We start from the raw sequence: 25,715 nt of genomic DNA on the forward strand, positions 1-25,715 counted from the left end.
GACGAGCCCGTGCCGATTCCCACCGATGCGCCGATCGCCCGGCGCAGCCTGCTCCGCGATGACGTCTACCGGGCGATCCGCGATGCCATCGTGCGCGGGCAGCTCGCTCCGGGCGAGCAGCTGCGCGATCAGGAGCTCGGCACCTGGCTGCAGGTCTCGCGCACCCCCGTGCGGGAGGCCCTGCAGCGCCTGGCCCAAGCCGGTCTGGTCATCGCCGAACCGGGGAGGATGACTCGGGTCGCGCCCGAGGATCCTGCGGCCGTCGCCCACGCCCGCCAGATCGCCGCCGAACTCCATGCCCTGGCCATGCGACTGGCCGCCCCCGCGCTCACCGAGGCCGATCTCGCGGCGATGGAGGCCGCAAACGAACGGCTGCGCGAAGCCCTGGACGATGCGGACAGCGATGCCGCGATCGCCGCCGATGACGATTTCCACACCGTCGCCATCGCGGCCTGCAACAATCCCCTCATCGCCGAGCATCTCGAACTCGTCACCGCCACCCTCCGCCGCACCGAACACCTCCACTTCGATGCGCTGACAGGGAAGGCAGGAGCTGCCGACGGCCCAGCAGGTCCCGCAAAGACCCATGCAGGAACCGTCGGCGACGGGCCCGACACCGCACCGTCGACGCCGACCGCATCCCCGGACGTCCACTCCCGGATCATCGCCGCACTGCGCGAGGCGGACCACACATCCGCCGTCGAGCTCACTCGCGAGAACTGGCTCGCTCTCAGCTCCTGAGGTCTTCAAGTGATCTGATGACTTGTGCTATGTTGTCACTGCGATCACCGACGATCAAAGGAAGAACATGCATTCGACGACGAAGCGCACTCTGTCCATCGGGGCGATCATCGCCCTTCTCCTCACCCTGGCACTGACCACGACAGCCCAGACGGTCACGACGGATTCGGCGGCTGCGGCCCAGACTCAAACCTCAGCCCAGTCCGGCACAGCCTCCGCAATCAGCACAGACCCTTCCGCCGGCTGCGGAACAGACCAGACTCCGGGCAACGACGAACGCACAATCACCTCGGCGGGAGGCGAACGCACCTACCGGATCAATGTCCCCCGCGACTACGACCCACAGGCGCCGCAGCCTCTGGTCCTCGGCTTCCACGGCAACGGATCCGATGGCGCCGAGTTCCAGAACTACACGGGACTGCCGCAGCTGCCGGCGGTCACCGTGTTCCCGGACGGCGCGCTCAAGGACGGCAAACGCTCCTGGCAGGGCGCGCCCTATGCCAGCGGCGCCGATGACGTGCGCTTCGTTTCGGACCTCCTCGATTCGATCGAGGACGACTTCTGCATCGACCTCAATCGCGTGTACGCGACCGGGAAGTCCAACGGCGGAGGCATGGTCTCCGTGCTCGCCTGCCAGCTGCGGGAGCGGTTCTCGGCCTTCGCGACCGTCGCCGGCGCCTACTACCCGCAGTCGACCGAAGGCTGCGGCTACTCCGAGCCGACCCCGATGCTCGCCATCCACGGCACCGGAGACGAGACGATGCACTACGACGGCGGAACCCGCCAGGGCGAGGACTATCCGGGCGTCCGCGAATGGATCCAGCCCTGGGCCGAGGCCTCCGACTGCCGGGTGAAGACCGAGCGCAATGTCGGCAAGAAGGGCGAGGACGTGCTCCGGACCCGCTGGAAGAAATGCACGGGCGACTCGGCCGAAGGACAGCGGGGACCCGAGCGACAATCCGGCGCCGATGTCGAGCTCTACTCGGTCGCCGGCGGCGGGCACGTCTGGCCAGGTGAGGCCGTATACAGCGGCGGCGGCTACGTGACGAAGCACTTCTCGGCCACGACCACCCTGTGGAAGTTCTTCCAGGATCACCCGCGAAGTGACCGTTGACACATTCGCCGTCAAAGTGATTAGATGACTTAAACACTTGAAGGAGAGTGCCTATGAATACGTCTATCGGACTCGTCGAACGACTCACTCTGGAGATCGTGGCGACGATTCGCAGCGACAATCTGCAGCCGGGCCAGACTCTGCCCTCGGCCAAGGCCCTGGCCGAGCGCTTCGAGGTCACGGTGCCGACGGTCCGTGAGGCTCTGCGCCGACTCGAGGCGACCGGCTCCGTCGAACTCAAGCACGGCTCCGGCACCTATGTCCGCGAGGCGATCAACCGCCGCATCCTCGACAATCCGCACTATGTGCCCGTCGACCTCGCGGCCGCGATCGAACTCCTCGACGCCCGCATCGCGATCGAGCCCGGCATCGCCGAGCTCGCCGCGAGCGTGCAGGACGCCGCGGCGGTGACCTCGATGGATTCGGCTCTGGACAATGCGCTGCAGGTCCAGACCGCTGTCCCGGCCGGACACTTCCACGTCGAACTCGCCAAGGCCTCGGGCAATCGGGCGCTGTCCGAGATGCTCGTATCCCTGCTCGCGATCCACTCCCGGACCCAGCAGGCGGCACGTACGACCTACGACCGTCTCCGCGACCATGACGAACACGCTGGAATCCTCGACGCGGTCAAACGCGGAGACGGATTCGAGGCCTCGCACCGGACCCGCAGGCACCTCGAGGCGATCAAGGCCGCGGTCCTCGCCGACTGGCAGCCCGAGGGCGAGGCCGAGGTCTCCGGCGGACACAACAGTGTCGCCGGCGACGACAGCGGTGTCACCGGCGACGCGAACCGCGCGGCCACCTCGGCGGGTGACCTGCGATGACCCGGCCGCAGATCGAGACAATCCGCCCCCATATCCGCCGCTACGGAGACCTCACCTCTCTCGAGATCGAGCGGGCCAAGCAGGAGAACACCCTGCTCATCCTCCCGGTCGGCGCGACCGAGCAGCACGGCGACGGACTGCCGCTGTCCACGGACAACATCCGCGCCGAGCACGTGGCCATGCGCCTGGCCGAGGACCTCGCGGCCGACGCCGACAGCAGCGACAGCGACAGCGCCGAAGGAAGCGGACGCGCCTTCGTGCTGCCGACCATCGGCTACGGCATCTCCCCGCACCACACCGAGCTGCCCGGCACGATCAGCCTCGATCCCAGGCTGTTCGTCGACATCGTCACCTCGGTGGCCGGTCAGCTCGCCGACGCCGGATTCCGCCGCATCCTCGTCATCACCGGCCACGGCGGCAATATCGCCGGACTCGGCGTCGCCGCCCAGGTGCTGCTGGCCTCCCATCCGGATCTCGTCTTCGCCCACTCCCCGGTCAGCGCCTTGGCCACCGAGGCGAGCGCGGCACTGCCGCGGACCGAGGTCAGCGGCCACTGCGGCGAATCCGAGACCTCGCAAGTGCTCGCCATCGACCCGGCACTCGTCGACAGCCCGCACCTCTCACCAGGGGCGACCAGCCTCGGCGAGCTCTCCCCACGGGCCAGACTGTCCCGGACGAAGACACCGGCGAGCGCCGTGACCTTCGACCGCTATGCGGAGAACGGGGTGCTCGGGGACCCGCGCACCGCCACCGCCGAGGACGGGCAGCGCATCCTCGACGAGATCCACACGAAGCTCCTCGACTACTCCCGGAGGCTTCTCGAACTGTAGAACCCAGCCACACCACCCCCGAATCACCCCAGCAACACCGCCCTCGCAACATCATCACAACACCGCCACATCGATCAATGGAGCTCACCGGCCTTCCCCTTCTGCGCCCTCACGCTCCCTGAGCCACTTGGAAAACCGCCACCTGGAACACTCAGCCACCTGGAAACCTCAGCCATCTGGAGACTCTGGAGCCCGCCATGGACACCACCGCCACACCCACCGCGAAACAGCAGGAGCGGCTGCCCGCCGTGATCCGCGCCCTCAACGTCATCGAGACCGTCGGCAACAAGCTGCCGCACCCGTTCTGGCTGTTCTGGATCCTCGCGGCCATCCTCGCCGTGCTCAGCCTCGTCCTCTCGCTGGCCGGTGTGGGGGTCAACGACCCGAGCAGCGGGGAATGGACCCCGGTGAACAACCTGCTCAGCGGCGACGGCATCGCGATGGCCGTGAGCACCTCGCTTGATGCCTACCAGTCGTTCCCGCCGCTGATCACGATCATGGTCGTCATCATGGGCGTGGCCCTGGCCGAGCGCACCGGGCTGCTGTCCACGGCGATGAAGGTCTCGATCGCCCGGGTCCCGGCCTCTCTCATCGTCTTCACCGTCGCCTTCATGGGCACGGTCTCGCACGTCGCCTCGGCGGCGGCCTATGTCATCCTCGTCCCGCTCGGCGGCATGGTGTTCAAGGCCGTCGGCCGCTCCCCCGTCCTCGGAATCATCGTCGCCTACACTTCGATCGCCTCCGGCTACGACGCCAGCCCCATTCCCACACCGAACGATGCGATCTTCGCGGGCATCACCTCGGCGGCGGCGCACATCATCGATCCCGACTACATCGTCACCCCGATCGGCAACTGGTACTTCAACATCGCCAGCTCGATCCTGCTCGCCATCGTCATCACCATCGTCACCGAGCTCGTGCTGACCAAGCGGCAGAACCTCGACGCCGATGAGGACGCCGAGTACGAAGACCTCGTCATCTCCGATAAGGAGCGCTCGGCCCTGAAGTTCGCAAGCTTCGCCGTGCTCGCGATGCTCATCATCGTCGTCGTCCTCGTCGTACCCGACGGCGCCCCGCTGCGCGGTGACGGACCCATAGGCGAGTCCCCATTCCTCACCGGCATCGCCTTCATCATCGCCATGCTCTTCGGCGTCGGCGGCATCGTCTACGGCTTCCGCGAGGGCACGATCGAGAAGTTCGCCGACGTCCCCAAGCTGATGAGCCAGGGCATCGTGTCCATGGCCCCGGTCCTCGTCCTGTTCTTCGCGATCGCCCAGTTCCTCGAGTACTTCGAATGGACGAACATCGGCATGCTCGTCTCGGTGTCCTCGGCGGACCTGTTCACCGGGCTCGGCCTGCCCACCTGGGTGATCTTCATCCTCGTGCTCCTCGTCCTCTCCGTCGTCAACGTCATCATCACCTCCGGTTCGGCGATGTGGGCGATCATGGCTCCGGTCATCGTGCCGATGCTCATGCTCCTCGAAGTCCCGCCCGAGACGAGCCAGGCCATCTTCCGTATCGCCGACTCCGGGTCGACCGCGATCACCCCGATGAGCCCGTACTTCATCATGGCGCTCGGCTTCATGCAGCGCTACCAGAAGTCCGCAGGCATCGGCACCCTCGCCTCCCACACCCTGCCCCTGGCGATCTGCATGACGATCACCTGGAGCCTGCTGTTCTTCCTGTGGTGGGGTCTGGGCATCCCGCTCGGCCCCGACGCCCCGGTCCGCTGATCCTCGCCGAGGCGGCTGTGCCGTCATCGTCGCAGGTGACCTACGGCTGGGTGCCCGTTCTTCGGCTAGGCGCCTGCGCCTTCGGCTAGGCGCCGTGCAGCGACCCGAGGGCGAGGTGCACCCCGAAGGCGATGACAACGGCACCGGCGATCCGGTCGATCCACCGTGCGAACCTCGGCGTCCGCATCGTCCGTGCGATCACCCGCCCACCGCCGATGACGGTGGTCAGCCACACCATCCCGAGGATCACGTGGACGAGCGCGAGGAGGACTCCCATGAGCAGCGGCGAGACGCCCATAGGGACGAACTGCGGGAGTGTGGCCAGGTAGAAGACGGCGATCTTCGGGTTGAGGAGGTTCGTCAGCAGACCGATCCACAGTCCCCGGAGAGGTCCGCCTTCGAAGGCCGGCACATCATCGGGCACCGAGGCGGTCCGCCGGAATCCGGCTCGGATTATCACTGCGCCCATGCCGATGAGATAGAGAGATCCGGCAACGGCGAGAATGCGGTACGCCACCGGTGAGGCGGCCAGCAGCATCGTCGCCCCGAGCGCGGTGACGACGCCCCAGACGATGATCCCGGCCTGGACCCCGAGGGCCGTGGCGAAGGCATAAATCTTCGTCCGGGTGACCGAGCTGCGCAGGACGAGTGCCGTGTCGAGTCCGGGAATGAGGGTGAGAACGGCGGCGAGCGCGGCGAAGCCCCAGAGCGCCGAGGCGATGGTCATGGACGCGTGCAGAAGGTCGACATGAGGTCAAGACTAGGGATCGCCACTCATGCAATCGATAGAATGGGTTTCACGATTACTCATGCGATTCATACATGAGTGCACCGCCGAGCACGCACAGAGCCGAGCACCCACACAGAAGGGACGGCACCCGATGTACAGCCTCCGACGACTCCGCCTGCTGCGTGAAGTGAGTCTCCGCGGCAGTCTCGCGGCTGCTGCCGAGGCGCTCGGATACAACCCCTCCTCGGTCTCCCACCAGCTTAAGGCGCTCGAGGCCGAGGTCGGGACCCTGCTGCTCGAGCCGGTCGGCAGGGGCGTCCGCCTGACCGAGGCGGCGAAGGTCCTCGTCACGCACACCGAGGCGGTCATCGGTGAGCTCGAAGCGGCCGAGGCTGAACTCGCGGCCCTGGGCAGCACCGTGCGCGGCACCCTGCGCGTCGCCGCATTCCAGACCGCCCTGCACACGATCGTGCCGCCGGCCGTCGCCCAACTCCAGGACAGACACCCCGAGCTCGAGATCCTCACCTCCCACATCGATGCCGAGGAGGGCATACCGGCTCTGCTCGCCCACGATTTCGACCTGGTGCTCCAGGAGGACTACCCCTCGCGACCGAGCCGACAGTCCCCGGGAGTGCAGATCGAAACGCTCGGCACCGACCCGCTTCATCTCATCACTGCGGCCGCAGAGTCTGCAGGGACGGAGCCCCACCTCGGCGAGCGTCTGCAGCTCAGCGAGCGTCTGCAGCTCAGCGACCGCGCCGAGCGGCCGTGGGCGATGGAGACCACCGGCGCTCGGGCACGGCAGTGGACGCAGGCCGAGTGTCGGCGGGCGGGCTTCGAACCGCGGGTAGCCTTTGAGACTTCGGACGTCATCCTGCAGGTCCGTCTCGTCTCCCTCGGCCTCGCCGACGCCCTCGTCCCGGATCTCGCCCTGCGCGGGGCGGAGGGACTCGTGGACACCTCGGCGATTGTGCGCAGCGAGCTGCCCGGACGACCGCAGCGGACCATCTCGACGGCGGTCCGCAGCGGCAGCTCTCGGACTCCGAGCATCGTCGCGCTGCGCGCGGCGCTCAGTGATTACACGCAGACCTGCTGAAAACATCTTGGGGCGCGGACCGTTGACGCGAAAACGATGCCCGTTATACTCGTCGGTAACACCCCGCAGTAACATAGGTCACAATGGTCGCGCCGACATAGCTGTCGGAACACGTAGGAGGATCAATGAAGTTCCCGAAGTTTGACATCATCCGCAAGCTCGGCAAATCGCACACCGGACGGATCGCCATGGTCGCGATTCCCACGAGTGTCGTCTCAGCGATGCTGATGGGCGGGGTTGCTCAGGGTGCAGTGCCGGTCTCGTTCGCGGTGTCCGGAAGCCAGTTCAAGATCACGTCCTCGCAGCTCGAGGGCACCGGCTTCTCCCAGTACAGCGGGATCGCGAAGGACGCAGAGGGCGGCGAGCACGCTGTCGTCACGGCCAATATCAAGGACGCCACACTGGAGAATCTCTGCCAGTCGGCGGTGACCGACACGCCGATGGGCAAGGTGGGCGTGCTCATCAAGGCCGGCGGCGGCAAGGAGCCGGCATCCGCCAAAGATCTGCAGATCGGCATGACGGGCCTCAAGGGCGATGCCGAGTTCAAGAACATTCGGATCGGCGTCGATGCCTCAGATGTCAACACTTCAGCCAAGGGCTCCAAGGGCGACTTCGCCCAGGATTCCGACACGGTCTCGATCAAGGACCTCAAGCAGGACTCGTGGAGCACCACGGCGTCGGTGTTCACGCTCAAGGACATGACGCTGAAGCTCACCAACGGAACCGAGACGTGCTTCTGATGAAGGACGCACCAACCAACGGGCACGCCGCCGGAGATCCGGAGACGACCGCTCCGGAGGCTGCCGCTCAGGACTCCACCGCACAGCAGACGAGTCTGCTTGCGCTGTCCCGGCGCAGCCGTCGCTCCGGCGAGCACAGCACGCCCGAGAACACGCAGCCCGAGAACTCGCAGCCCGAATCGGACGTCGAGACGGCCGAGTTCGATGCCGCGACGACTGGGGCGGATGCATCGACGACTGAGTCCGGTGCCGCGGATGCCGCGACATCCCGTCGTGACCGTGCCGCGGCCGATCATGACGAGAGCAAGCGCCAGGGCTTCCGGCATTGGCGTCTCCAGCGGCCCTTCATCGGCGGACTCCTGGTCGTCCTCGGCGGAATCGAGCTCTTCTTCTCCGGCCAGCTGGACACCGGAAATCTGCACATCCAGTTCGGCATCGAGGGACTGCAGGCCACGATCATTCCGATCGCGCTGGTGGCTCTCGGACTCTCTGCGATGTTCCGACCCACACACCACATGTTCTACGGGATCATTGCGCTCGTCCTTGCCGTCTATTCGCTGATCGGGGTCAACCTCGGCGGATTCATCCTCGGGATGCTGCTGTCCACGATCGGGGCGATTCTCGTGGTCGCCTGGATGGGACCGCGCGAACCGAAGCCGAAGAAGCGCAAGTCGAAGAAGGCCTCGGATGCCGGACGGAGGGACGACGCAGAGTCTGCAGACTCTGCAGGACAAGAGAGGAACGTATGAGGAAGACATCCAGCAGACGCACTGCGCTGCTCCTGTCGGTGCTCGTCCTCATCGTTCCTTCCACTGTGGGAGCCGGCGTCTCGGCGACGACTCAGCCCGACCCGATGCCGTCGTCGAGCCCGACCTGCAGCCCGGATTCCGGCAGTTCGAAGTCCGACTGCGATTCTTCGGATTCGCCTGGTCTCGGCAAGCGTCCGAGCCCGTCGGATCCGTCCTCGCCCGTAACTCCGTCCGAGGAACCGACGGACCCGGCATCGCCGGAGCCGACCGATCCCGGAGGACTCGGGGTCAAGGATTCGGATGATGACCCGGATGAGAAGCTCGACGGCAAGTTCCCGAAGGAGGCGCAGAGCGATGACAACGCCCCGGTCTTCACGGAGACTCCCGGAGCACTGGGTTCCGAGTCGCTGTCGTTCAAGGGCCTGAAGGGCATCTCGTTCGTCTCGGTTCCGACGAAGACCGGCAAGAAGGTCGTGACTCTGAAGATCCAAGCCGACGAGATCTCGATCTCCGGGTTCTCCCTGACCGTGAAGCCGCCCGATGAGGAGTACGGTCTAGTGACCACAGCGGACACGATGACGCTCAAGGGCGATGTCAGTGTCTACATCGGGTCGATCACGGCCACGACGAAGGACGGCAAATCGCTGACCTTGGGTGCGGACACACCGCCTGCCATGGACGACGTCAAGCCGGGACTCCTGAGGGTGACGATGGGGTTGGTCGGATCCACCGCCGATTCGATCAACTACACGAACACCGAACAGAGGCTCAAGAAGGCCTGATCACAGATGGTCTGATCACAGACGGCCTGATCGCCACGCACGACGTGTTCCGTCGAGTGCGTCGACCGAAGCGGCCCTTCCGATATGGAAGGGCCGCTTCGCTGTCCGCGGGTCTGCCGGCGGATCCTGGCTGTCGGCGTCTGCGCGGTCACGAAGCCCGGGACAGGTCGCGATATCGCGCCGACAGGAAGTCGACGAAGCTGTGGGCGAGCGCCCGGTTGATCCGGATCAGGTCGGCATCGGCCCGCAGGAGCTCGCCGACGATGGATGCCTCGGTCTTGCCCTCGGGCAGCGCAAGTGAATCCGAGTCCAGCCAGCGTTCGATCTGGGCGGCGTCGGTCTCGGGATGGAACTGGGTGCCCCAGGCGAACTCGCCGACTCGGAAGCCCTGGACCGGCGCGTCCGAGCCGGTGAGCAGCAGTTCCCCGCCCCCGGGCAGCGTCATCTGCTCCTGGTGGAAGAGGACCGCGGGAATCGCTTCGCCGACGATTGCGGCGAACACCGGATCGGACCCCGCCGCCGAGGTGGTGTGGAGATCGTAGATCCCGATCTGCGGGTGCCGCCGACGGGAGATCCGGGCCTCGGTCGCGGCCGCGAGCAGCTCCCCACCGAGGCAGATGTTGAAGCTCGGGAACGCTCCCGCCGCCGAGGCGCGAAGGAGGTCCCTGACCTCGGGGAACCACGGGTTCTCCGCATCCTGCAGAGGCCCGGCCGAACCGCCGAGGACGATGAGAGCAGAGAAGCCGTCGGCACCGGCCCGGGTCAGTCCCTCGGCGGGGATCTCCTCCCCCAGGTACGGGCGGACGGTCACCACCTCGGCGCCGGCCTCGGCCAACCACGTGCCGAAGCGTTCGGGACCGGTGCCGTTCTCATGTTCGATGACGAGGATTCTCACGTGAGTCATGGCCCCAATCCTCTCACCCGTGCACCCCGGCTTCGCGGTGAGCACGCCGTTGCTCGACGGTGAGCGCGCCGCTACTCGGCCGTGACGTAGGCCGAGGAGATCCCGCCGTCGACGGTGAACGACGAGGCGTTGACGAAGGAGGAGTCGTCGCTGGCGAGGAAGGCCACGGCCGCGGCGATCTCCTCGGGTTCGGCGAAGCGGCCGCCCGGGCAGTGCACGAGTCGACGCTGCGCCTGTACGGGATCCGAGGCGAAGAGCTCGCGCAGCAGCGGCGTGTTCACCGGTCCCGGGCACAGGGCATTGACCCGGATCCCGTTCTTCGCGAACTGGACGCCGAGTTCCCGGCTCATCGACAGCACGCCGCCCTTCGAAGCCGAGTACGAGATCTGCGAGGTCGCCGCGCCCATCAGGGCGACGAATGAGGCCGTGTTGATCACCGAACCGGAGCCCTGCTTGACCATCTGCTCGAGCGCATACTTGCTGCACAGGTAGACCGAGGTGAGGTTGACCGTCTGCACCTTCGTCCAGGCTGCGATGTCGGTGGTGAGGATCGAATTGTCGTCGGTCGGGTTGATGCCGGCGTTGTTGAAGGCGACGTCGACGCGCCCGTAGACCTCGACGGTGCGCGCGAAGAGGTTCTTCACGTCCTCCTCGTCGGCGACGTTGACGCGCACGAACAGCCCGCCGAGCTCCTCGGCGATCTGCGGTCCGCGGACTTCGTCGAGGTCGGCGATGACGACCTTCGCGCCTTCCTCGGTCAGCCGGCGGGCGCTGGCCAGGCCGATGCCCGAGGCGCCGCCGGTGATGACGCAGATCTTGTCCTTCAGGCGTGTTGCTGCAGTGGTCATGGTGCTCCTTCTGATCGCGCGTGGGTGTCTGTAGATTTCAATGACTGTCTGTGGGTGTCAGCGGGTGTCGGTTCGATGGGTGTCGGCGCCGGTCAGCGGCCGACGGGTCGGGTGGCGAAGAAGACGTTCTTGACCTCGGTGAACGCGGCGACGGCATCGGGGCCGAGCTCGCGGCCGAGTCCCGACTGCTTGTACCCGCCGAAGGGCGTCGAGTAGCGGACCGAGGAGTGCGAGTTCACCGAGAGGTTGCCCGCCTCGACACCCCGGGAGACCCGCATCGCCCGGTCGAGGTCGTTCGTCCAGATCGAGCCCGAGAGTCCGTATTCGGTGTCGTTGGCGATGCGCAGAGCGTCGGCCTCGGTGTCGAAGGGGACGACCGAGAGCACGGGTCCGAAGATCTCCTCGGTGAAGTCCGCCGAGGCGGTGGTGGCCGGCCGCAGCACGGTCGGCGGGAACCAGAATCCCGGACCGTCCGGAGCGGATCCGGTGAATGCAACCTCGCCGGCGGCGACGTAGCCGGCGACCTTCTCCCGGTGTGCCGCGGTCACCAAGGGTCCCATGTCCGTGTCCGGGAGGCTGGGATCGGCGCAGCTGAAGGCCGAGACGGACTCCTCGAGTGCGGCCATGAATTCCTCATAGACGCCGCGCTGGACGAGAAGCCGGGAGCGCGAACAGCAGTCCTGTCCCGAGTTGTCGAAGACGCCGCCGGGGGCGGCGGCCGCGGCACCGGCGATGTCAGCGTCGTCGAAGACGATGTTCGCGTTCTTGCCCCCGAGTTCGAGGGTCAGGTTCTTCACCTGGTCGGCGCACCCGGCCATGATCTTCTTGCCCACCTCGGTGGAGCCGGTGAAGACGACCTTGCGCACGCTCGGGTGGGTGACGAAGCGCTCCCCCACGATGGATCCCTTGCCGGGGATGATCGTCAGCACTCCTTCGGGCAGGCCGGCCTCGAGGGCGAGCTGCCCGATGCGGATCGCCGTCAGCGGGGTGATCTCGGCGGGTTTGAGTACGACGGTGTTGCCGGCGGCCAGGGCCGGGGCGAATCCCCAGCCGGCGATCGGCATCGGGAAGTTCCAGGGGACGATGACACCGACGACGCCGAGCGGTTCGGCGAAGGTGATGTTCACCCCGCCGTCGACGGGAATCTGCCGCCCGAAGAGCCTCTCGGGCACCGCCGCGTAGTAGTCGATGACGTCGCGGACATTGCCCGCCTCCCAGGTCGCGTTCGAGATCGTGTGACCGGCATTGGCGACCTCGAGCGCGGCGAGTTCGTCGATCGCGCCGTCGACCGCCGAGGCGAAGCGGCGCAGGATCCTTCCGCGATCGGCCGGGGCAACGTTCCGCCAGGTCTCGAATGCCTTCTCCGCCTTCGCGATCGCGGCGTCCGTGGCCGCGAGGTCGGCGAGTTCGACCTCCTCGATCGGCCCCTCGGTGGCGGGGTTGATCACCGTGTATGTGCTCAAAGCTGTTCTCTCCTCATGTCTGTCGCGGGTGTCGAGGCGCCGTCGGATCCTCGACGCCGGGCATATCGCAGGGCGTATCGCCGGGCCTCATCGACCAGGGCTCGGACGACGCGGTTGTCGGCGGGGTCGTGCTCGGGATGCCATTGCACGGCGAGGAGCCAGCCGGCCTCCTCTTCCGGCGGCGTCCCGTCGACTGCCGAAGCCGGTTCGATAGTCTCGATCAGCCCTTCGGGACTGCGCCCGGTGACCACGAGTCCCTCGCCGAGGCGGTCGACGCCCTGATGGTGATAGCAGGGTGCCGTCGTCGTCTCCCCGAGGATCTCCCTGGCCAGCGACCCGGGTTCGGTGGTCACCGTGACCTCGCCGTAGACGCCGGGGCTCGGCTGGTAGTCGGAGTGCCCGAGAGTCTCGGGCAGGTGCTGGATCAGGCTGCCGCCCGCGGCGACGTTGATCACCTGGAGTCCGCGGCAGATGCCGAGCACGGGCAGTCCTCGCTGCCGCGCGGCGGTCAGCAGCATGGTCTCGCTGTCGTCCCGGAAGGGGTGGGAGACCGTGAGAGCGTGCGGTTCCTGCGCGTAGGCGACCGCGTCGACGTCGGCCCCGCCGGCCAGCAGGAGCCCGTCGACCCGATCGAGCACCGCAGGCGCCTGTCCGTGCGGCGGCAGGAGGACCGGGATCGCCCCGCACGCGCTGACTATTCGCACGTAGTCGGCGGGGATGAGGGCCGCCTCGGTGTCCCAGACTCCCCACCGTGCCTGCTGCAGATAGCAGCTGATGGCGATGACGGGTTCAGAGTCGTTCGAAGCCACGGATCCTCTCCCAGTCGGTGACGGTCGCATTGTAGTCGGCGAGTTCGATGTCGGCGGCGTGGACGTAGTGCCGGACCACGTCTGCGCCGAGGACGTCCCTGGCGATCTGCGAGTTCTCGAGCCGGTCGCGGGCTCCCTGCAGGGTGGTCGGCAATCGCGTGGCGCCTGCGGTGTAGGCGTTGCCTTCGGTGATCGCCGGCAGTTCGAGTTCGTTCTCGATCCCGTGCAGTCCCGCGGCGACGAGGGCCGCGGTGGCGAGGTAGGGGTTGAGGTCGGCCCCGCCGACGCGGCATTCCACGCGCAGCGAAGGGCCGGATCCGACGACCCGGAAGGCACAGGTTCGGTTGTCGAAGCCCCAGGCCACGGCGGTGGGCGCGAAGGAGCCTTCGACGAAGCGCTTATAGGAGTTGATGTTCGGAGCGAAGAAGTAGGTGAAGTCCTCAATGCAGGCCAGCTGTCCGGCGATGAAGTGCTCCATCAGGGTCGAGAATCCGTGGTCCCGATCTCCGGCCATGACCATATCTCCGTCGGCGGAGCGGAAGCTCAGGTGGATGTGGCACGAGGAGCCCTCCTTCTGGTCGTACTTGGCCATGAAGGTGATCGACTTCCCGTGCTGGGCCGCGATCTCTTTCGCTCCGTTCTTGTACACCGCATGGTCGTCGCAGGCCTTCAGTGCGGGCTGGTAGCGGAAGGTGATCTCGTGCTGACCGAAGTTGCATTCGCCCTTCGCGCCTTCGACGAAGAGCCCGGCCCCGGCCATGGAGTTGCGGATGTCGCGGAGCAGGGGTTCCACCCTCGCGGTGCCGAGCAGGGAGTAGTCGACGTTGTACTGGTTCGACGGGGCCACCTCGGTGTACCTGGAGGCGAAGCCCTGTTCATAGGAGGAGTCGAAGGTGATGAATTCGAGTTCGGTGCCCGCGTGGGCGCTGAGCCCGTGCTCGCCGAGGCGGTCGAGTTGCCTCTTCAGGATCTGACGTGGGGAGGGAGCCACCTCGGCGCCGCTGGTCGTGAGCAGATCGCAGTTGACCATGGCCGTGCCCGGCTGCCAGGGGACGAGGCGGAGCGTGGCGAGATCCGGCTTCATCACCATGTCGCCGTATCCGGTCTCCCAGGACGAGACCTCGTAGCCGTCGACGGTGTTCATGTCGACGTCGACGGCGAGCAGATAGTTGCAGCATTCCGAGCCGTGGTCCATCACGTCCTCGAGGAAGAACTGCGCGCCGAGGCGTTTGCCCTGCAGGCGACCCATGTGGTCGGTGATGGCGACGACGACGGTGTCGATGGCGCCCTCATCGGCCAGTCGGCGGAGCTCATCGACGGTGAGCGGCTCGGCCTGCTTGGATCCGTTCGGGCTGCGCTGCGGCGAGGTGGGAGAAGTGGGGACCGGAATCTCTGTCATGCGTCGTTCCTTTGCTGTTGTGAGCGGGGTCGTTTGAGGTCACTTGAGGTCCTTCTCGGCGGCCTCGATCTGTGCGAACTCCTCTTCGGGGGCGCTGGCCACGAGGTGGTGGCGGGAGTAGAACCAGAAGTAGGCGAGCGCGACGAGGAAGACGGCGGCGGCGATGCCGGCGGCGAAGATGTCGACGAAGAAGGTGGCGATGACGGCCACCGAGGCGAGCACGAGGGCGATCGATGTGGTGACGATGCCGCCGGGGGTCCGATAGCCGCGGGTGAGTTCGGGTTCCTTGATGCGCAGGCGGATATGGGAGAGATTGAGCAGCACATAGGAGACCGTGGCTCCGAAGACCGCGACGTTGAGGAGGACTCCCCCGTTGCCTTCGACGAGGATGGCGAGGATGAAGCCGATCGTGCCGGGGACGATGAGTGCGAGCACCGGGGTCTTGCGCTTTCCCGTCAGGGACAGCCACTTCGGCAGGTATCCGGCTCGGGAGAGGGCGAAGAGCTGACGGGAGTAGGCGAAGATGATCGAGAAGAAGCTGGCGACGAGTCCGGCCAGTCCCGCCCAGTTGACGAAGGTGGCCAGGGCCGAGTTGTCGCCGTAGGCGGTGCGCAGCGCCTCGGGGAGCGGATTGTCCGATTCCCCCATCGCCGAGGAGCCGGCGAGGCCGGGGACCAGGGTGAGCATGAGTGCGCCGAAGATGACGAGGATCGCCATGGCCGTGATGATGCCGCGCGGCATGTCGCGCTTGGGGTTGGCCGATTCCTCGGCGGCCAGCGGGACTCCTTCGACGGCGAGGAAGAACCAGATGCCGAAGACGAGGGAGCCGAGCAGTCCGGAGATGCCCATGGGCAGGAAGGAACTCGAGCCGAGGGCGGCCGTGGGTTCGATGTCGAAGAGGTTGCTCGGATCGAAGTGGCCGATGGCGGCGACGACGAAGACGATGAGTGCGACGACCGCGATGGCGGTGATGACGAACATCAGCCGCAGGGCCTCGCCGACGCCCCACAGGTGGATGCCGACGAAGACGGCGTAGGCGACGAGGTAGATGGTCCACACCGGCACCGAGGCGGGGAGGATTCCCAGCGCTTGGACGTAGCCGGCGATGAAGGTCGAGATGGCCGCGGGGGCCATGGTGTATTCGATGAGGATGGCCATGCCGGTGGCGAATCCGCCGAGTGGTCCCAGGGCGCGGCGGGCGAAGCCGTAGCCGGCGCCGGCGGTCGGCAGGGTGGAGGAGAGTTCGGCGAGACCGAAGACCATGCACACATACATCAGGCCCATGAGCAGGAAGGCGATGAGGAGTCCGCCCCATCCGCCCTCGGCGAGTCCGAGGTTCCAGCCGGAGAAGTCGCCGGAGATGACGTAGGCGACTCCGAGCCCGGCGAGCAGGATCCAGCCGGCTGCGCCCTTCTTCAGCTGTCTCTTCTCAAGATAGTTGTCATCGACATTGCCGTATTCGATGTTTCTGCTCATAGCCGCCCTCAGCGTCCTGGGATGATCGGTGCGAAGATTCAATGGATCATATTCAGACCATTGAACTGAATCGAATGTAATCTGGATCACAGCGCAGTGTCAAGGAGTTTCTGCGAGAGAATCTGACAGAGAATCAGAATGAGGCGAGTCGATGAAGGGGGTGTCGGTGGATCACGATGAGAGCACCGGTCGTCTGAGCGGCTCACCCAGACGCGGGGGCAATGTCTTCGAGCACACAATCGCCGAGCTGCTGCGCGCGATACGGCTCGGCCAGTATCTCGTCGGCGACAAGCTGCCGGCCGAGCGGGAGCTCGCCGCTCGGATCAAGGTCTCGCGGGCCACTCTGCGGCAGGCGCTGGGCGAACTCCAGACCGCGGGCATCGTCACGGTTCAGCGCGGCCGATACGGAGGGACCTTCGTCACTCGCCTGCCGAGTGCCGACACAGAGGAGCGGATCGATCCGGTCGAGCTCGACGATGCGGTGAGGTTCCGGCACATCCTCGAAACGGCCGCGGCGCGGATCGCGGCCGAACGCGAGCTCACCGCGGAGGAGATCGCGAACCTGCGCGCTGCCGAGCAGGAATGCCGGGCCGCACTCGGCGATCCGGCAGACAGTCCTGCACTGGTCGAGCCGGATGACGGGGCGGAGAGGTTCCGCGCCCTCGATGCCCGCTTCCACCTCACCATCACCGAACTCACACGGGTGCCGTCACTGGTCACAGCCTCGGCGAACACTCGCTCACGGGTCAATGCCCTGCTCGATCGGATCCCCTTCATCCACACGAACGTCGACCACTCGTGCTCTCAGCATCGCGCCCTCGTCGAGGCGATCCTCGACTCCGATGCCGACCGAGCCGCCGAGCTGGCCGCCCAGCACGCGGAGGGCACAGAGCAGCTTCTGCGCGGCTTCCTCGAACAGCAGTGAGGTCGCGGACCATTGCCCCAAGGACCCGGCTGCTCCGTAAACCCGACTTCCGGCTTGAACCTGACACAGTGACAGGTGAGTCAATGGCAGTGACGGCGAGGCAGAAGGCCCAAGGGAACAGGCAGGACAGACGATGAAGATCGGTGATTTCGCCCGGCTCGGTCAGGTTTCGGTGCGGATGTTGCGCCACTATGAGTCGCTTGGACTGCTCGCCCCCGAGACGGTCGACAGGTTCAACGGCCATCGGAGCTATTCGGTGGCACAGCTGCCACGACTGAACAGAATCATGGCATTGAATTCGCTCGGCATCGAGCTGAAGAAGATTGCCGTGCTGCTCGACTCGGACCTCAGCACCGCAGGTCTGGTCGACATGCTGCGCCTTCGTCGTCAACAGCTGCGCGCCGAACAGTCGGCCGCGGCCGCCAAGCTGGCCGATGTCGAGTTTCGGCTGGCACTCATCGGAAGGACGACCATGGAACACCCTGACATCATCATCAAGGAACTGCCTGCGGAGAGAATCCTCGGACGGACCGTCAGCCTCGGCGAACCACCATTCGACACCTCAGAGATCGGCCCGCTGTTCGGAGCCGTGGCGGCCGAGATCGCCGAGTCCGGAGGCGATCCGAACATCGGAGTCGCCCTCTATTCCGACGTCGAATCGGGCACCGAAGTCACTTGCGGCTACCGCACGAACACGGCCGCGGACGACGATACGGGATCGGACGACGGCACAGTGCCGGGTGGTACTGCGGGCCATGCACTCGAGATCACAGAACTGGCCGCCTGTACTGCCGCGACCCTCATCCACAAGGGAACGATGAGTCGCATCGGCGCCAGCTGGCAGCATCTCTCCGAGTGGTGCATCGTCCAGGGCTATGCGCTCAGCGGCCCGTGCCGGGAGATCTACCTCGAGGCCGGAGACGGCACCGACGACTCCGATCAGTCGGGGTGGATCGTCGAACTGCAGCAGCCGATCTCGGCCTGACGAGGTCAATCGGACTGTGCGCCTCCGGGCCCAAGCCCGGAGTCCGCGGACATAGAGCGGGCCCGCACCACGACGATGACGTCGTGTCGTGCGGGCCCGGGCCCCACCTCGGCGGGGGTGTGGGTGAACTGGTGTCAGTGCCGGATCAGTCGGCCAGCGACCCGACCGATGCCGTGGTCAACTCCTTGTCGGTGACGATCTTCTTGCGCAGGGCGAGGAAGAGTAGAACCATGCCCACGGACAGTGCGATGTGGCCGAGGCCGGCGACTCCGGCGATCATGGCGCTGGACTCCTGGCCGAGGACGGTGAGCATGCCGTGCCAGACCATCGTCGCCGAGGTGAGGACGACGCCTGCGTTGTAGGTCCAGAAGAACCACGAGAACAGCTTCGTGCCCGAGAGCCCGAAGACCTTGTCGAGGACGAGGACGATGAGCAGGACGATGAAGCCGAGGGTGAGCAGGTGGGTGTGGACGAGACCCAGCTGCGTGAAGTCTCCTTCCGGGAAGTCGTTGGCCTTGGTGAACTCTCGGTAGAACAGCCCGGAGAGGACGCCGATGATCATGTACGCGAATGCTGCGTTGAATATTTTCTTCATGGTTCCACTTCATCAGGATCTGCTCGCGCGATCCTGACCAAGAGGATTGAACTCCGTCCCCAACTTTCGATTGATGTTTCGTCTCACAGGCCTCCGAAGCCCGAATTCGCGGGCGATGAGGCATACGCAGGGTTAGCCTGGGGCCATGGTTTCGGACAATGTGTTTGCGAAGATCGATCGCCTCGCCGGCGGGAAGAAGGCCGGCATCCTCGTCGCGCCCGAAGGACTCCGCCTGCCGAAGACGAGGACCGCATTCCGGTGGATCACGTGGCTGCTGTCCTTCGAGCTGGTGCTCGGGTTCGGCGCCGTCGTCGTCGCCGTCATCATCTCCCAGTCGGGCGACCCCGTGCCCTTCGCCGTGTGGATGCGCACGGTCGTCGTCTTCGGCATGACGGCAACACTGTTCTACTTCTTCTGGCGCGCGACGAAGGGGTACTACTGGGGCTACCAGAGGCTGCGCCTGTTCACGCAGATCTTCCCGGTGATCACCCTGGTCATGGCCGCGATCCCGGGCCTCTATCCCGTGTGGATGATCACCGAGCAGATCGTCTTCAGTCTCGTCATGATCGGCGTCGGCGACTTCCTCACCAGCGATCACATGCGTGAGGTGTTCCGGAAACCGGAGGACTGAGCAGGGCCGGTCGGAGTGCCAGCAGGCCGGTCGGCGAGGCGGCGGGCCGGGCGGTCGGATCTACGGGACCGGCCGAACCTGATCGTCGTCCGGCCTCAGCCGGCGACGAGCCGCCGCGCCTCCTCCTGGTGCGCCGCGATGAGCGCCTCTTTGTCGATCGGAGCCCCATCCGCACCGACGGCATTGCCGTCGAGCACGCGCCACTGCCCGCCGACCATCACCCGATCTGCCTTCTCGGCGCCGCAGAGCACGAGCGCCGGAATCGGATCGTGGGAACCGGAGAACGCGAGACCGTCGAGGCGGAACATCGCGAGGTCGGCCTGCTTGCCGACCTCTATGCGGCCGATGTCCTCGCGTCCCAGCGCCGCCGCCGATCCGCGGGTCGCCCAGTCGAGGGCGCGAGCGCAGGTGACAGCCTCGGCGCCGTAACGCAGACGTTGGATGTAGAGAGCCTGCCGGACCTCGCGGATGAGGTTCGAGGCATCGTTCGAGGCGGATCCGTCGACGCCGAGTCCGACGTTGACCCCGGCATCCTCGAGTTCGACGGCACGGGCGATGCCCGAGGCCAGACGCATATTCGAGGTCGGGCAGTGGGCCACGGAGGCACCGGCCTCGCCGAGGCGGGTGATCTCCTCATCGTCGAAGTGCACACCGTGCGCCAGCCAGGCTCGTTCACCCAGCCACCCGACCGATTCGAGGTAGTCCACCGTCCGCAGGCCGAAGCGCTCCCGGCAGAAGTCCTCCTCGTCGAGAGTCTCGGCCAGGTGGGTGTGCAGGCGGACGTCGAGCTCCTCGGCGAGGATCGCGCTGTCACGCATGAGTTCGGTGGTCACGGAGAACGGTGAGCAAGGGGCGAAGCCGATCTGCACCTGCGCCCCCGCACCGCGTTCGTGGTAGGTCTCGACGAGGCGGCGGGAGTCGGCGAGGATGACCTCCGCGTCCTGCACGGTCTGCTGCGGCGGGAGTCCGCCGTCCTTCACCCCCAGTGACATCGACCCGCGAGTGAGCATCGCCCGCATCCCCAACTTCCGCACGACGTCGACCTGGATGTCGATCGCATCGTCCATCCCCGTCGGGAACAGGTAGTGATGATCGGCGGCGGTCGTGCAGCCGGATTCGAGGAGTTCGGCCATCGCAACGGTGGTGGCGAGTTCGAGAGCGCGCGGAGTCAGCCGGGCCCAGACCGGGTAGAGGTTCGTCAGCCACCCGAACAGCGGCAGATCCGCGACCGGGGCCCAGGCCCGCGTCAGGGTCTGATAGAAGTGATGATGGGTGTTGATCAGCCCGGGGGTGATCACGTGAGCGCTCGCATCGACGATCTCACCAACGGACTGAACTCCCCCGGCGGGTTCCCCACCTGCGGGAATGAGCTCCAGGATGGTTCCGGTCGCCCGGTCGACGACGATCCCCCGCGCTGCTCGTCCCGGATCGACGCCGGCGCCGAGGTGGACGGCGAGTGGGTCACGGAGCCACACGGCCGAAGTGGCGGGTGTGGCAGCAGCGGGTGCGGGTGTGGCAGCAGCGGGTGCGGGTGCGCCAGGTGCAGATTGCGGGGCGAAGGACATCAGGTCGCCTTTCGGTTCGGATCCGGTCGGGACCGCGTCTGCCGGGCCCGACGTGCGGCGACAACGCTGGGGCCATCGCCTCCAGCTCAGGTTTTCCGGCGTCTGCTGCTCCGCCGTTCGGGATACCAGGCTCTGTCCGAAGACTTTGCCCTCACAGTTTCGTCCACACACGGCGGCGAAGATCTGTCCCGAGGATTTGCGCCGGAATGGCATACCGGCAAGACTGCACTCTAGCATGTGTCGCGGCTCACGAAAATGGGTTGCAGTCAGACCGCAATTCCCCTAAAGTTTTGCGATAAGGAAATAAGATTTCATATCTTGGAAATATTTTCTTGGCTATCGCTTTGAACATCGTTATAGCTGTGATGATGGTTGAGGAAGCCGCAGATATGAGATCACCGATTCCCGATGCGCGGCGTCGAAGCGTCAGTCCTGACTCTTCGTGGCCATCGGCGCAGAGAGAACCGAATCAGACGATTCGGCAGAGCTCAACGGAGAGATAGATGTCGGCACCCAAACAGTCCACGAAGAAGTCACTCCGTCCGGAGGACGAGCGCCTCTCCGTCGGCTCCTCATTCGCCTACGGACTTCAGCACGTCCTCACCATGTACGGCGGCATCATCGCCGTGCCGCTCATCATCGGCAACGCGGCCGGACTCGACCCCAACGGCATCAGCATCCTCATCGCATCATGCCTGTTCATGGGCGGGCTGGCGACGATACTGCAGTCTTGGGGCGTCCCCTTCTTCGGGTCTCAGCTGCCCCTGGTTCAGGGCGTGTCCTTCGCCGGTGTCGCGACGATGACCTCGATCCTCGCCGGCGGGGACGGACTCCCGGCGGTCTTCGGTTCCGTCATCGTCGCCTCGGTGATCGGCCTCGTCGTCGCTCCGGCATTCGCCCTCATCGTCAAGTACTTCCCGCCCGTGGTCACCGGCACCGTCATCACGACGATCGGACTCTCGCTCATGCCGGTCGCGGCGGGGTGGGCGATGGGCGGCAACGCCGAGGCGGCCGACTACGGCAGCGCACGCAACATCCTCATCGCCGTCGGCACCCTCGCAGTCGTGCTCATCCTCAGCAGGATTCCAGTTGCGACGGTCTCTCGTCTCTCCATTCTGCTGGCAATCGTCATCGGCACCATCGTCTGCGCGATCTTCGGATGGGCAGACTTCTCGGAGGTCTTCGCTCGCGGCATCTTCGCCTTCCCTGAGCCCTTCGCGTTCGGCTGGCCGACATTCTCCGCGGCGGCGATCATCTCGATGTTCATCGTCATCATCGTCACCTTCGCCGAGACCACTGCCGACATCATCGCCGTCGGCGAGATCGTCAAGACCAAGGTCGACTCGAAGCGGATCTCCAATGGTCTGCGCGCCGACATGCTGTCGTCAGCTGTGTCGCCGGTGTTCAATTCGTTTACTCAGTCCGCCTTCGCGCAGAACGTCGGACTCGTTGCGATCACCGGGGTGAAGTCGCGCTTCGTCGTCACCGCCGGTGGTGTGATCCTCTTGGTCCTCGGCCTGCTGCCGGTCATGGGCGGCGTGGTCGCGGCGGTTCCCTCTCCGGTGCTCGGCGGTGCGGGGATCGTCCTGTTCGGCACGGTCGCCGCGTCCGGCATTCGCACCCTGTCGAAGGTCGAGTACGAAGGCAACCTCAACATGATCATCGTGGCCGTGTCCTTGGCCTTCGGCATCATTCCGGTCGTCGAGCCCGATTTCTACAACTCGTTCCCCTCCTGGGTCGGCATCATCCTGCACTCGGGCATCTCCTCGGCGACGCTCATGGCGGTGCTGCTCAACCTGGTCTTCAATCACATCGGAGCCAAGTCCAAGGACCGTTCCGATCGCTCGGTATTCGTCGCAGGCACGGGCCGAGTCATCCGCAAGGAAGAGCTGCAGCGACTCGTCGATCACGAGGCGATTCTCACCGAGGGCGATACCGTCAAGGACGGCAAGATCGTCGACTGCAACGGCGAAGAGGTCCCCGTCGTCACCGACGAACAGCACGAGAAGGTCATCGAAGCGGCCAAGAACGGCGAAGTCAAGACCCAGGACGACGTCCGCCGTGTGATCCAGGAGGACGAGGTCTGAGTACCCGAGCATTCCGCTGAGGCGATGCCTCCGTCGACGTTGCCGTCGATGTCGTCGCCTCAGCGAAGTGCGTTCAGAAGGGTGGGGGTTCGTCGCGATTCCAGTAGGAGTCATGCGATCGTCCGTTCGCGGACCAGGGATCGATCGGCTTTCCTGAATCCCTGGCGGCCCTGCGACTCCGTCGCCCTGTGGATCTCTTCGACTGTTCGGGTGGGCGATACTCGTTGCCCGGCGATCGGTCTTCCTTCCCGGGTGACCAACCCTCCCTCCCCGGCGGACGAACTCTCGGATTGGGTGTCCGTGGAGGTCGAACCGAAGCGTCGAAGAGAGTATCGGTGCCATCGGGCGGGGCTGCCCCTGTCCGAGGTGGCGGGTCCGTGGCTGATGCTGGAGGGCTCGTGCCCGGTGACGGCGATGATGCAATCGGTGGTCCGCCGCCCGGTCCGGGTGGTGAAGCATCCGGTCCAGGTGATGGCCCATCCGAATCGGGAGGACCATCCGAATCGGGAGGCGCGTCCGATCCGGGGGAACCGTCCGGATCAGGCGGCCGTCCCAGTTTCTCGATAAGCCTGGCATGTTCGACATTGATCGGCTGATCTGCCGGTGCCACATTCGTGGTCACTCCGTGTTTGAACACGTATTCGACACACCCGTCCGAGGTCTTCCGGACACTGTATCTGCGGTCGGTCTTCCCCTGGTGGTGCTGTTTGCAGAGGGGGTGGGTATTCATGAAAGTCGTCAGTCCGCCCTGGTCAGGGCATTGGTGATCGTACGGGATCAGATGATCGATCTCGGAGGTCTCGGCTCGGCGGGTACATCCGGGAGTGGTGCATGACTGCCACTTCGCAACCAGCACCTTCCGCACGGATGCGGGAATGGCGTAGTTGGTGGCTTTCGCATCGATAGGGGTCCCGGTGGCGGGGTCGGTGAGGATCCTCGTCCAGGTCGGGCATTCCTTGGCGATGGCGCGTACCGCGTCGGCCGGGACCGGGGCGCCGTCGGAGAAGACGCCGGGCAGTTCGGCATTTCCGGCGAGGGTGAGGAATGGAACGGTGACGAGCATTTTGCCCTGTCCGGCCATCCATTGCCCCTGTGTCGGCAGAACCAGATTGATGGTCGTCGATACCTGCACCGCACCACATTCGGTTCCGGCCTCGACAACCTCGGTGTCGGCGGACCGGGCCCTGGCAACCTCGGTGTTCGCGGAATCTTCGATTTTCGCTGCGGATTCGACTGCGGCACGTGCCGCATCGGCCTGGTCGCGAGCCGCGGCGACGATTCCCACCGGGCTGGTCTCTTTCGACTCGGGAATGTTGAGGGGGATCTCGTCGGTCGTCGTCTGTCCGGTGGTGGTGTCGTGAGTGGTGACCTCGATCGTCAGCTGAGGCCGAGTGCGGGTCGAAATGTCGAACATGAGGGCATCGATGCTCCGTTCATCGACCACATCCATACCTGTCGTATCTTCGGTGGTGAACTCGGCGATCTGTCCCGACGCGATCGCCCTCGCGAAAGCCTCCAACCGAAGGAAGTACGCCTTCAGCTCCGCAGCAGGACCCGAAAGAGTCACGGCCGCGGTGCCGTCCGGATAGGTCGTGATGTCGACACGCCGACGCTTCGACGCTTCCTCGAGCCTGTCCTCAACGGGTTCAAGAGCGGCGACCTTCGTGTTCACAGACTTGCGGAACGTCTCAATCGTGACATCGGCACGGCGCTGGGCCAGGTAGGCGTCGAGGAACGGAAAGTGCTCGAATTTGAGATTCCTGGCGGCCCTCGAAACAGCGTCGAGGTGTTCGATGGTGAACTCGCCCGCAAAGACCCGGGCCGAAAACCGGGGCAGGCCGTGGTTGAGCATCATGGCCGTGGTGATTCTGCCGTAGGCGTGATCGATCGTCGCGCCGAGCACAGTGGTGAATTCGGCGATGTCATCGGTCTCCGCCAGACCTCTCACCCATCCGGAGAATGTCTGATCGAGACGGAACCGGGGGAAGATCGGCAGTTCACGAACTGGCTCGAGCGAAGCGCCGGCTTCGGACTCAGTGGGAGCCTCAACTTCAGCCTCGAGCTTCTCCGCCTCCGTATCAGCTTTGACTTCCTCCACCTCGGCAGCGGCTTCCCGGTCGGCCTCGACATCCTGGTCTGTCTCGACTTCACCGGCGACTTCGAACTCCGACTCGGTGACGACCTCGGCAGCGGGAGCCGCACCGTCTGCGGCCAAGAGTGCGCGGAGACCATCGAGCTTGCTTCGATACGATTCCCGCGGCGACGGTGCATCGGGATCCGGGAAATCTTCCTTGGCTGCCTCGACGAAGAGGAATCGTTCGACGGTGTCGGTGAACGAAGCGTAGTCATAGAGGCCGTCGACCCCGTTGGCGGCGAAGTTGAGCTGCTGGATCGTTTCGGCCATGAACACGTTGCCGATGGCCTGGTACTCAATCACCTGCGTCATCGTCGAGGCCTTCACCACATGTGCCAGGACGGCCAACAGCGAGTCCGGAGCAACATCGAGGCGACGCGGTGAGTCCGGCCCCACTGTGGGCGGATCGATGACATTGCCGATCTGTCCGGTGTCGGGGACCAGTTCGGACGATGTGGTTTCGGGCGATGCAGTCGGGTCAGGTTCGGGTGCAGGGGTGGGGCCTTTGGTACCAGGATCATCGGGATCCTTCATCGGTTTCACCTGCTCTCCACG

The 25,715-nt window shown here is 65.6% G+C and carries 23 protein-coding genes; 13 read left to right on the forward strand and 10 right to left on the reverse strand.

Going from position 1 to position 25,715, the window contains the following annotated elements; all coding sequences use genetic code 11:
• Nucleotides 1–9: 9 nt before the first annotated feature.
• The 5 genes from ACH82I_RS10705 to ACH82I_RS10725 all read left to right on the forward strand — a co-directional run bounded on the left by ACH82I_RS10705 (nt 10) and on the right by ACH82I_RS10725 (nt 5,242).
• A complete protein-coding gene (locus ACH82I_RS10705) occupies nt 10–741 on the forward strand; it encodes a GntR family transcriptional regulator (RefSeq protein ID WP_413332487.1) in 732 nt (243 codons plus the stop codon).
• Between the two features lie 67 nt (nt 742–808).
• On the forward strand, nt 809–1,855 hold the full coding sequence (locus ACH82I_RS10710; protein ID WP_413332489.1) for an alpha/beta hydrolase family esterase: 1,047 nt from the start codon (nt 809–811) through the stop codon (nt 1,853–1,855).
• Between the two features lie 53 nt (nt 1,856–1,908).
• On the forward strand, nt 1,909–2,679 hold the full coding sequence (locus tag ACH82I_RS10715; protein WP_413332491.1) for a FadR/GntR family transcriptional regulator: 771 nt from the start codon (nt 1,909–1,911) through the stop codon (nt 2,677–2,679).
• Nucleotides 2,676–3,509 (forward strand): creatininase family protein, encoded by an 834-nt coding sequence (locus tag ACH82I_RS10720; protein WP_230745552.1) that lies wholly within the window; start codon nt 2,676–2,678, stop codon nt 3,507–3,509. Before ACH82I_RS10715 ends, ACH82I_RS10720 begins: the two co-directional genes overlap by 4 nt.
• Before the next feature lie 197 nt (nt 3,510–3,706).
• Nucleotides 3,707–5,242 carry an AbgT family transporter gene (locus ACH82I_RS10725; RefSeq protein WP_230745553.1) on the forward strand — a complete coding sequence of 512 codons (1,536 nt, stop codon included), beginning with the start codon at nt 3,707–3,709 and terminating at the stop codon, nt 5,240–5,242.
• A gap of 85 nt (nt 5,243–5,327) precedes the next feature.
• Here ACH82I_RS10725 and ACH82I_RS10730 read toward each other — a convergent pair whose 3' ends face one another.
• Entirely contained in the window at nt 5,328–5,969 is a 642-nt protein-coding gene (locus ACH82I_RS10730) for a LysE family translocator (RefSeq protein ID WP_413332494.1), read from the reverse strand.
• A gap of 154 nt (nt 5,970–6,123) precedes the next feature.
• Here ACH82I_RS10730 and ACH82I_RS10735 point away from each other — a divergent pair, with 154 nt between their 5' ends.
• From ACH82I_RS10735 to ACH82I_RS10750, 4 genes are all read left to right on the forward strand, one after another.
• The gene (locus tag ACH82I_RS10735; RefSeq protein ID WP_413332495.1) at nt 6,124–7,068 is read left to right on the forward strand and encodes a LysR family transcriptional regulator; all 945 of its coding nucleotides are present in this window, start codon (nt 6,124–6,126) and stop codon (nt 7,066–7,068) included.
• A gap of 125 nt (nt 7,069–7,193) precedes the next feature.
• A complete protein-coding gene (locus tag ACH82I_RS10740) occupies nt 7,194–7,808 on the forward strand; it encodes a DUF6230 family protein (RefSeq protein WP_413332496.1) in 615 nt (204 codons plus the stop codon).
• The gene (locus tag ACH82I_RS10745) at nt 7,808–8,557 is read left to right on the forward strand and encodes a DUF6114 domain-containing protein (RefSeq protein ID WP_413332498.1); all 750 of its coding nucleotides are present in this window, start codon (nt 7,808–7,810) and stop codon (nt 8,555–8,557) included. The genes ACH82I_RS10740 and ACH82I_RS10745 overlap by 1 nt, the downstream gene beginning before the upstream one ends.
• Entirely contained in the window at nt 8,554–9,339 is a 786-nt protein-coding gene (locus tag ACH82I_RS10750) for a hypothetical protein (RefSeq protein WP_230745558.1), read from the forward strand. Before ACH82I_RS10745 ends, ACH82I_RS10750 begins: the two co-directional genes overlap by 4 nt.
• A 148-nt stretch (nt 9,340–9,487) precedes the next feature.
• Here the strand turns inward: ACH82I_RS10750 and ACH82I_RS10755 are convergent, their stop codons facing one another.
• The 6 genes from ACH82I_RS10755 to eat all read right to left on the reverse strand — a co-directional run bounded on the left by ACH82I_RS10755 (nt 9,488) and on the right by eat (nt 16,238).
• A complete protein-coding gene (locus tag ACH82I_RS10755) occupies nt 9,488–10,243 on the reverse strand; it encodes a type 1 glutamine amidotransferase (RefSeq protein ID WP_230745560.1) in 756 nt (251 codons plus the stop codon).
• Between the two features lie 71 nt (nt 10,244–10,314).
• A complete protein-coding gene (locus tag ACH82I_RS10760; RefSeq protein ID WP_230745562.1) occupies nt 10,315–11,091 on the reverse strand; it encodes a 3-oxoacyl-ACP reductase in 777 nt (258 codons plus the stop codon).
• 92 nt (nt 11,092–11,183) lie between these two features.
• Nucleotides 11,184–12,554, reverse strand: coding sequence for an aldehyde dehydrogenase family protein (locus ACH82I_RS10765; RefSeq protein WP_413332501.1), 1,371 nt, complete (start codon nt 12,552–12,554; stop codon nt 11,184–11,186).
• Nucleotides 12,551–13,363 (reverse strand): gamma-glutamyl-gamma-aminobutyrate hydrolase family protein, encoded by an 813-nt coding sequence (locus tag ACH82I_RS10770; RefSeq protein ID WP_413332503.1) that lies wholly within the window; start codon nt 13,361–13,363, stop codon nt 12,551–12,553. Before ACH82I_RS10770 ends, ACH82I_RS10765 begins: the two co-directional genes overlap by 4 nt.
• Nucleotides 13,344–14,762 (reverse strand): glutamine synthetase family protein, encoded by a 1,419-nt coding sequence (locus ACH82I_RS10775; protein ID WP_413332505.1) that lies wholly within the window; start codon nt 14,760–14,762, stop codon nt 13,344–13,346. The genes ACH82I_RS10770 and ACH82I_RS10775 overlap by 20 nt, the downstream gene beginning before the upstream one ends.
• 39 nt (nt 14,763–14,801) lie before the next feature.
• Entirely contained in the window at nt 14,802–16,238 is a 1,437-nt protein-coding gene (eat, locus tag ACH82I_RS10780) for an ethanolamine permease (RefSeq protein ID WP_230745570.1), read from the reverse strand.
• A 166-nt stretch (nt 16,239–16,404) separates the two neighbouring features.
• On the opposite strand from eat, the gene ACH82I_RS10785 reads away from it, so the two are divergent.
• A complete protein-coding gene (locus ACH82I_RS10785) occupies nt 16,405–17,163 on the forward strand; it encodes a FadR/GntR family transcriptional regulator (protein WP_230745572.1) in 759 nt (252 codons plus the stop codon).
• 133 nt (nt 17,164–17,296) lie between these two features.
• The gene (locus ACH82I_RS10790) at nt 17,297–18,148 is read left to right on the forward strand and encodes a MerR family transcriptional regulator (protein WP_230745574.1); all 852 of its coding nucleotides are present in this window, start codon (nt 17,297–17,299) and stop codon (nt 18,146–18,148) included.
• A gap of 145 nt (nt 18,149–18,293) precedes the next feature.
• Here the strand turns inward: ACH82I_RS10790 and ACH82I_RS10795 are convergent, their stop codons facing one another.
• The gene (locus ACH82I_RS10795; protein WP_413332508.1) at nt 18,294–18,743 is read right to left on the reverse strand and encodes a DUF2871 domain-containing protein; all 450 of its coding nucleotides are present in this window, start codon (nt 18,741–18,743) and stop codon (nt 18,294–18,296) included.
• 145 nt (nt 18,744–18,888) lie between these two features.
• Between ACH82I_RS10795 and ACH82I_RS10800 the strand changes: the two genes are divergently transcribed.
• Nucleotides 18,889–19,374 (forward strand): hypothetical protein, encoded by a 486-nt coding sequence (locus ACH82I_RS10800; RefSeq protein ID WP_413332510.1) that lies wholly within the window; start codon nt 18,889–18,891, stop codon nt 19,372–19,374.
• Between the two features lie 95 nt (nt 19,375–19,469).
• Here ACH82I_RS10800 and ACH82I_RS10805 read toward each other — a convergent pair whose 3' ends face one another.
• Nucleotides 19,470–20,939, reverse strand: a complete 1,470-nt coding sequence (locus ACH82I_RS10805; RefSeq protein WP_413332511.1) for an 8-oxoguanine deaminase — start codon at nt 20,937–20,939, stop codon at nt 19,470–19,472.
• Nucleotides 20,940–21,442: 503 nt separating this feature from the next.
• Between ACH82I_RS10805 and ACH82I_RS10810 the strand changes: the two genes are divergently transcribed.
• Nucleotides 21,443–23,026 carry a nucleobase:cation symporter-2 family protein gene (locus ACH82I_RS10810; protein ID WP_413332512.1) on the forward strand — a complete coding sequence of 528 codons (1,584 nt, stop codon included), beginning with the start codon at nt 21,443–21,445 and terminating at the stop codon, nt 23,024–23,026.
• Between the two features lie 73 nt (nt 23,027–23,099).
• Here the strand turns inward: ACH82I_RS10810 and ACH82I_RS10815 are convergent, their stop codons facing one another.
• Nucleotides 23,100–25,694, reverse strand: a complete 2,595-nt coding sequence (locus ACH82I_RS10815) for an HNH endonuclease signature motif containing protein (RefSeq protein WP_413332514.1) — start codon at nt 25,692–25,694, stop codon at nt 23,100–23,102.
• Between the last annotated feature and the right edge of the window lie 21 nt (nt 25,695–25,715).

It is taken from the genome of Brevibacterium sp. GP-SGM9, from assembly GCF_047300845.1.
In the GTDB taxonomy this organism is placed as follows: Bacteria; Actinomycetota; Actinomycetes; order Actinomycetales; family Brevibacteriaceae; genus Brevibacterium.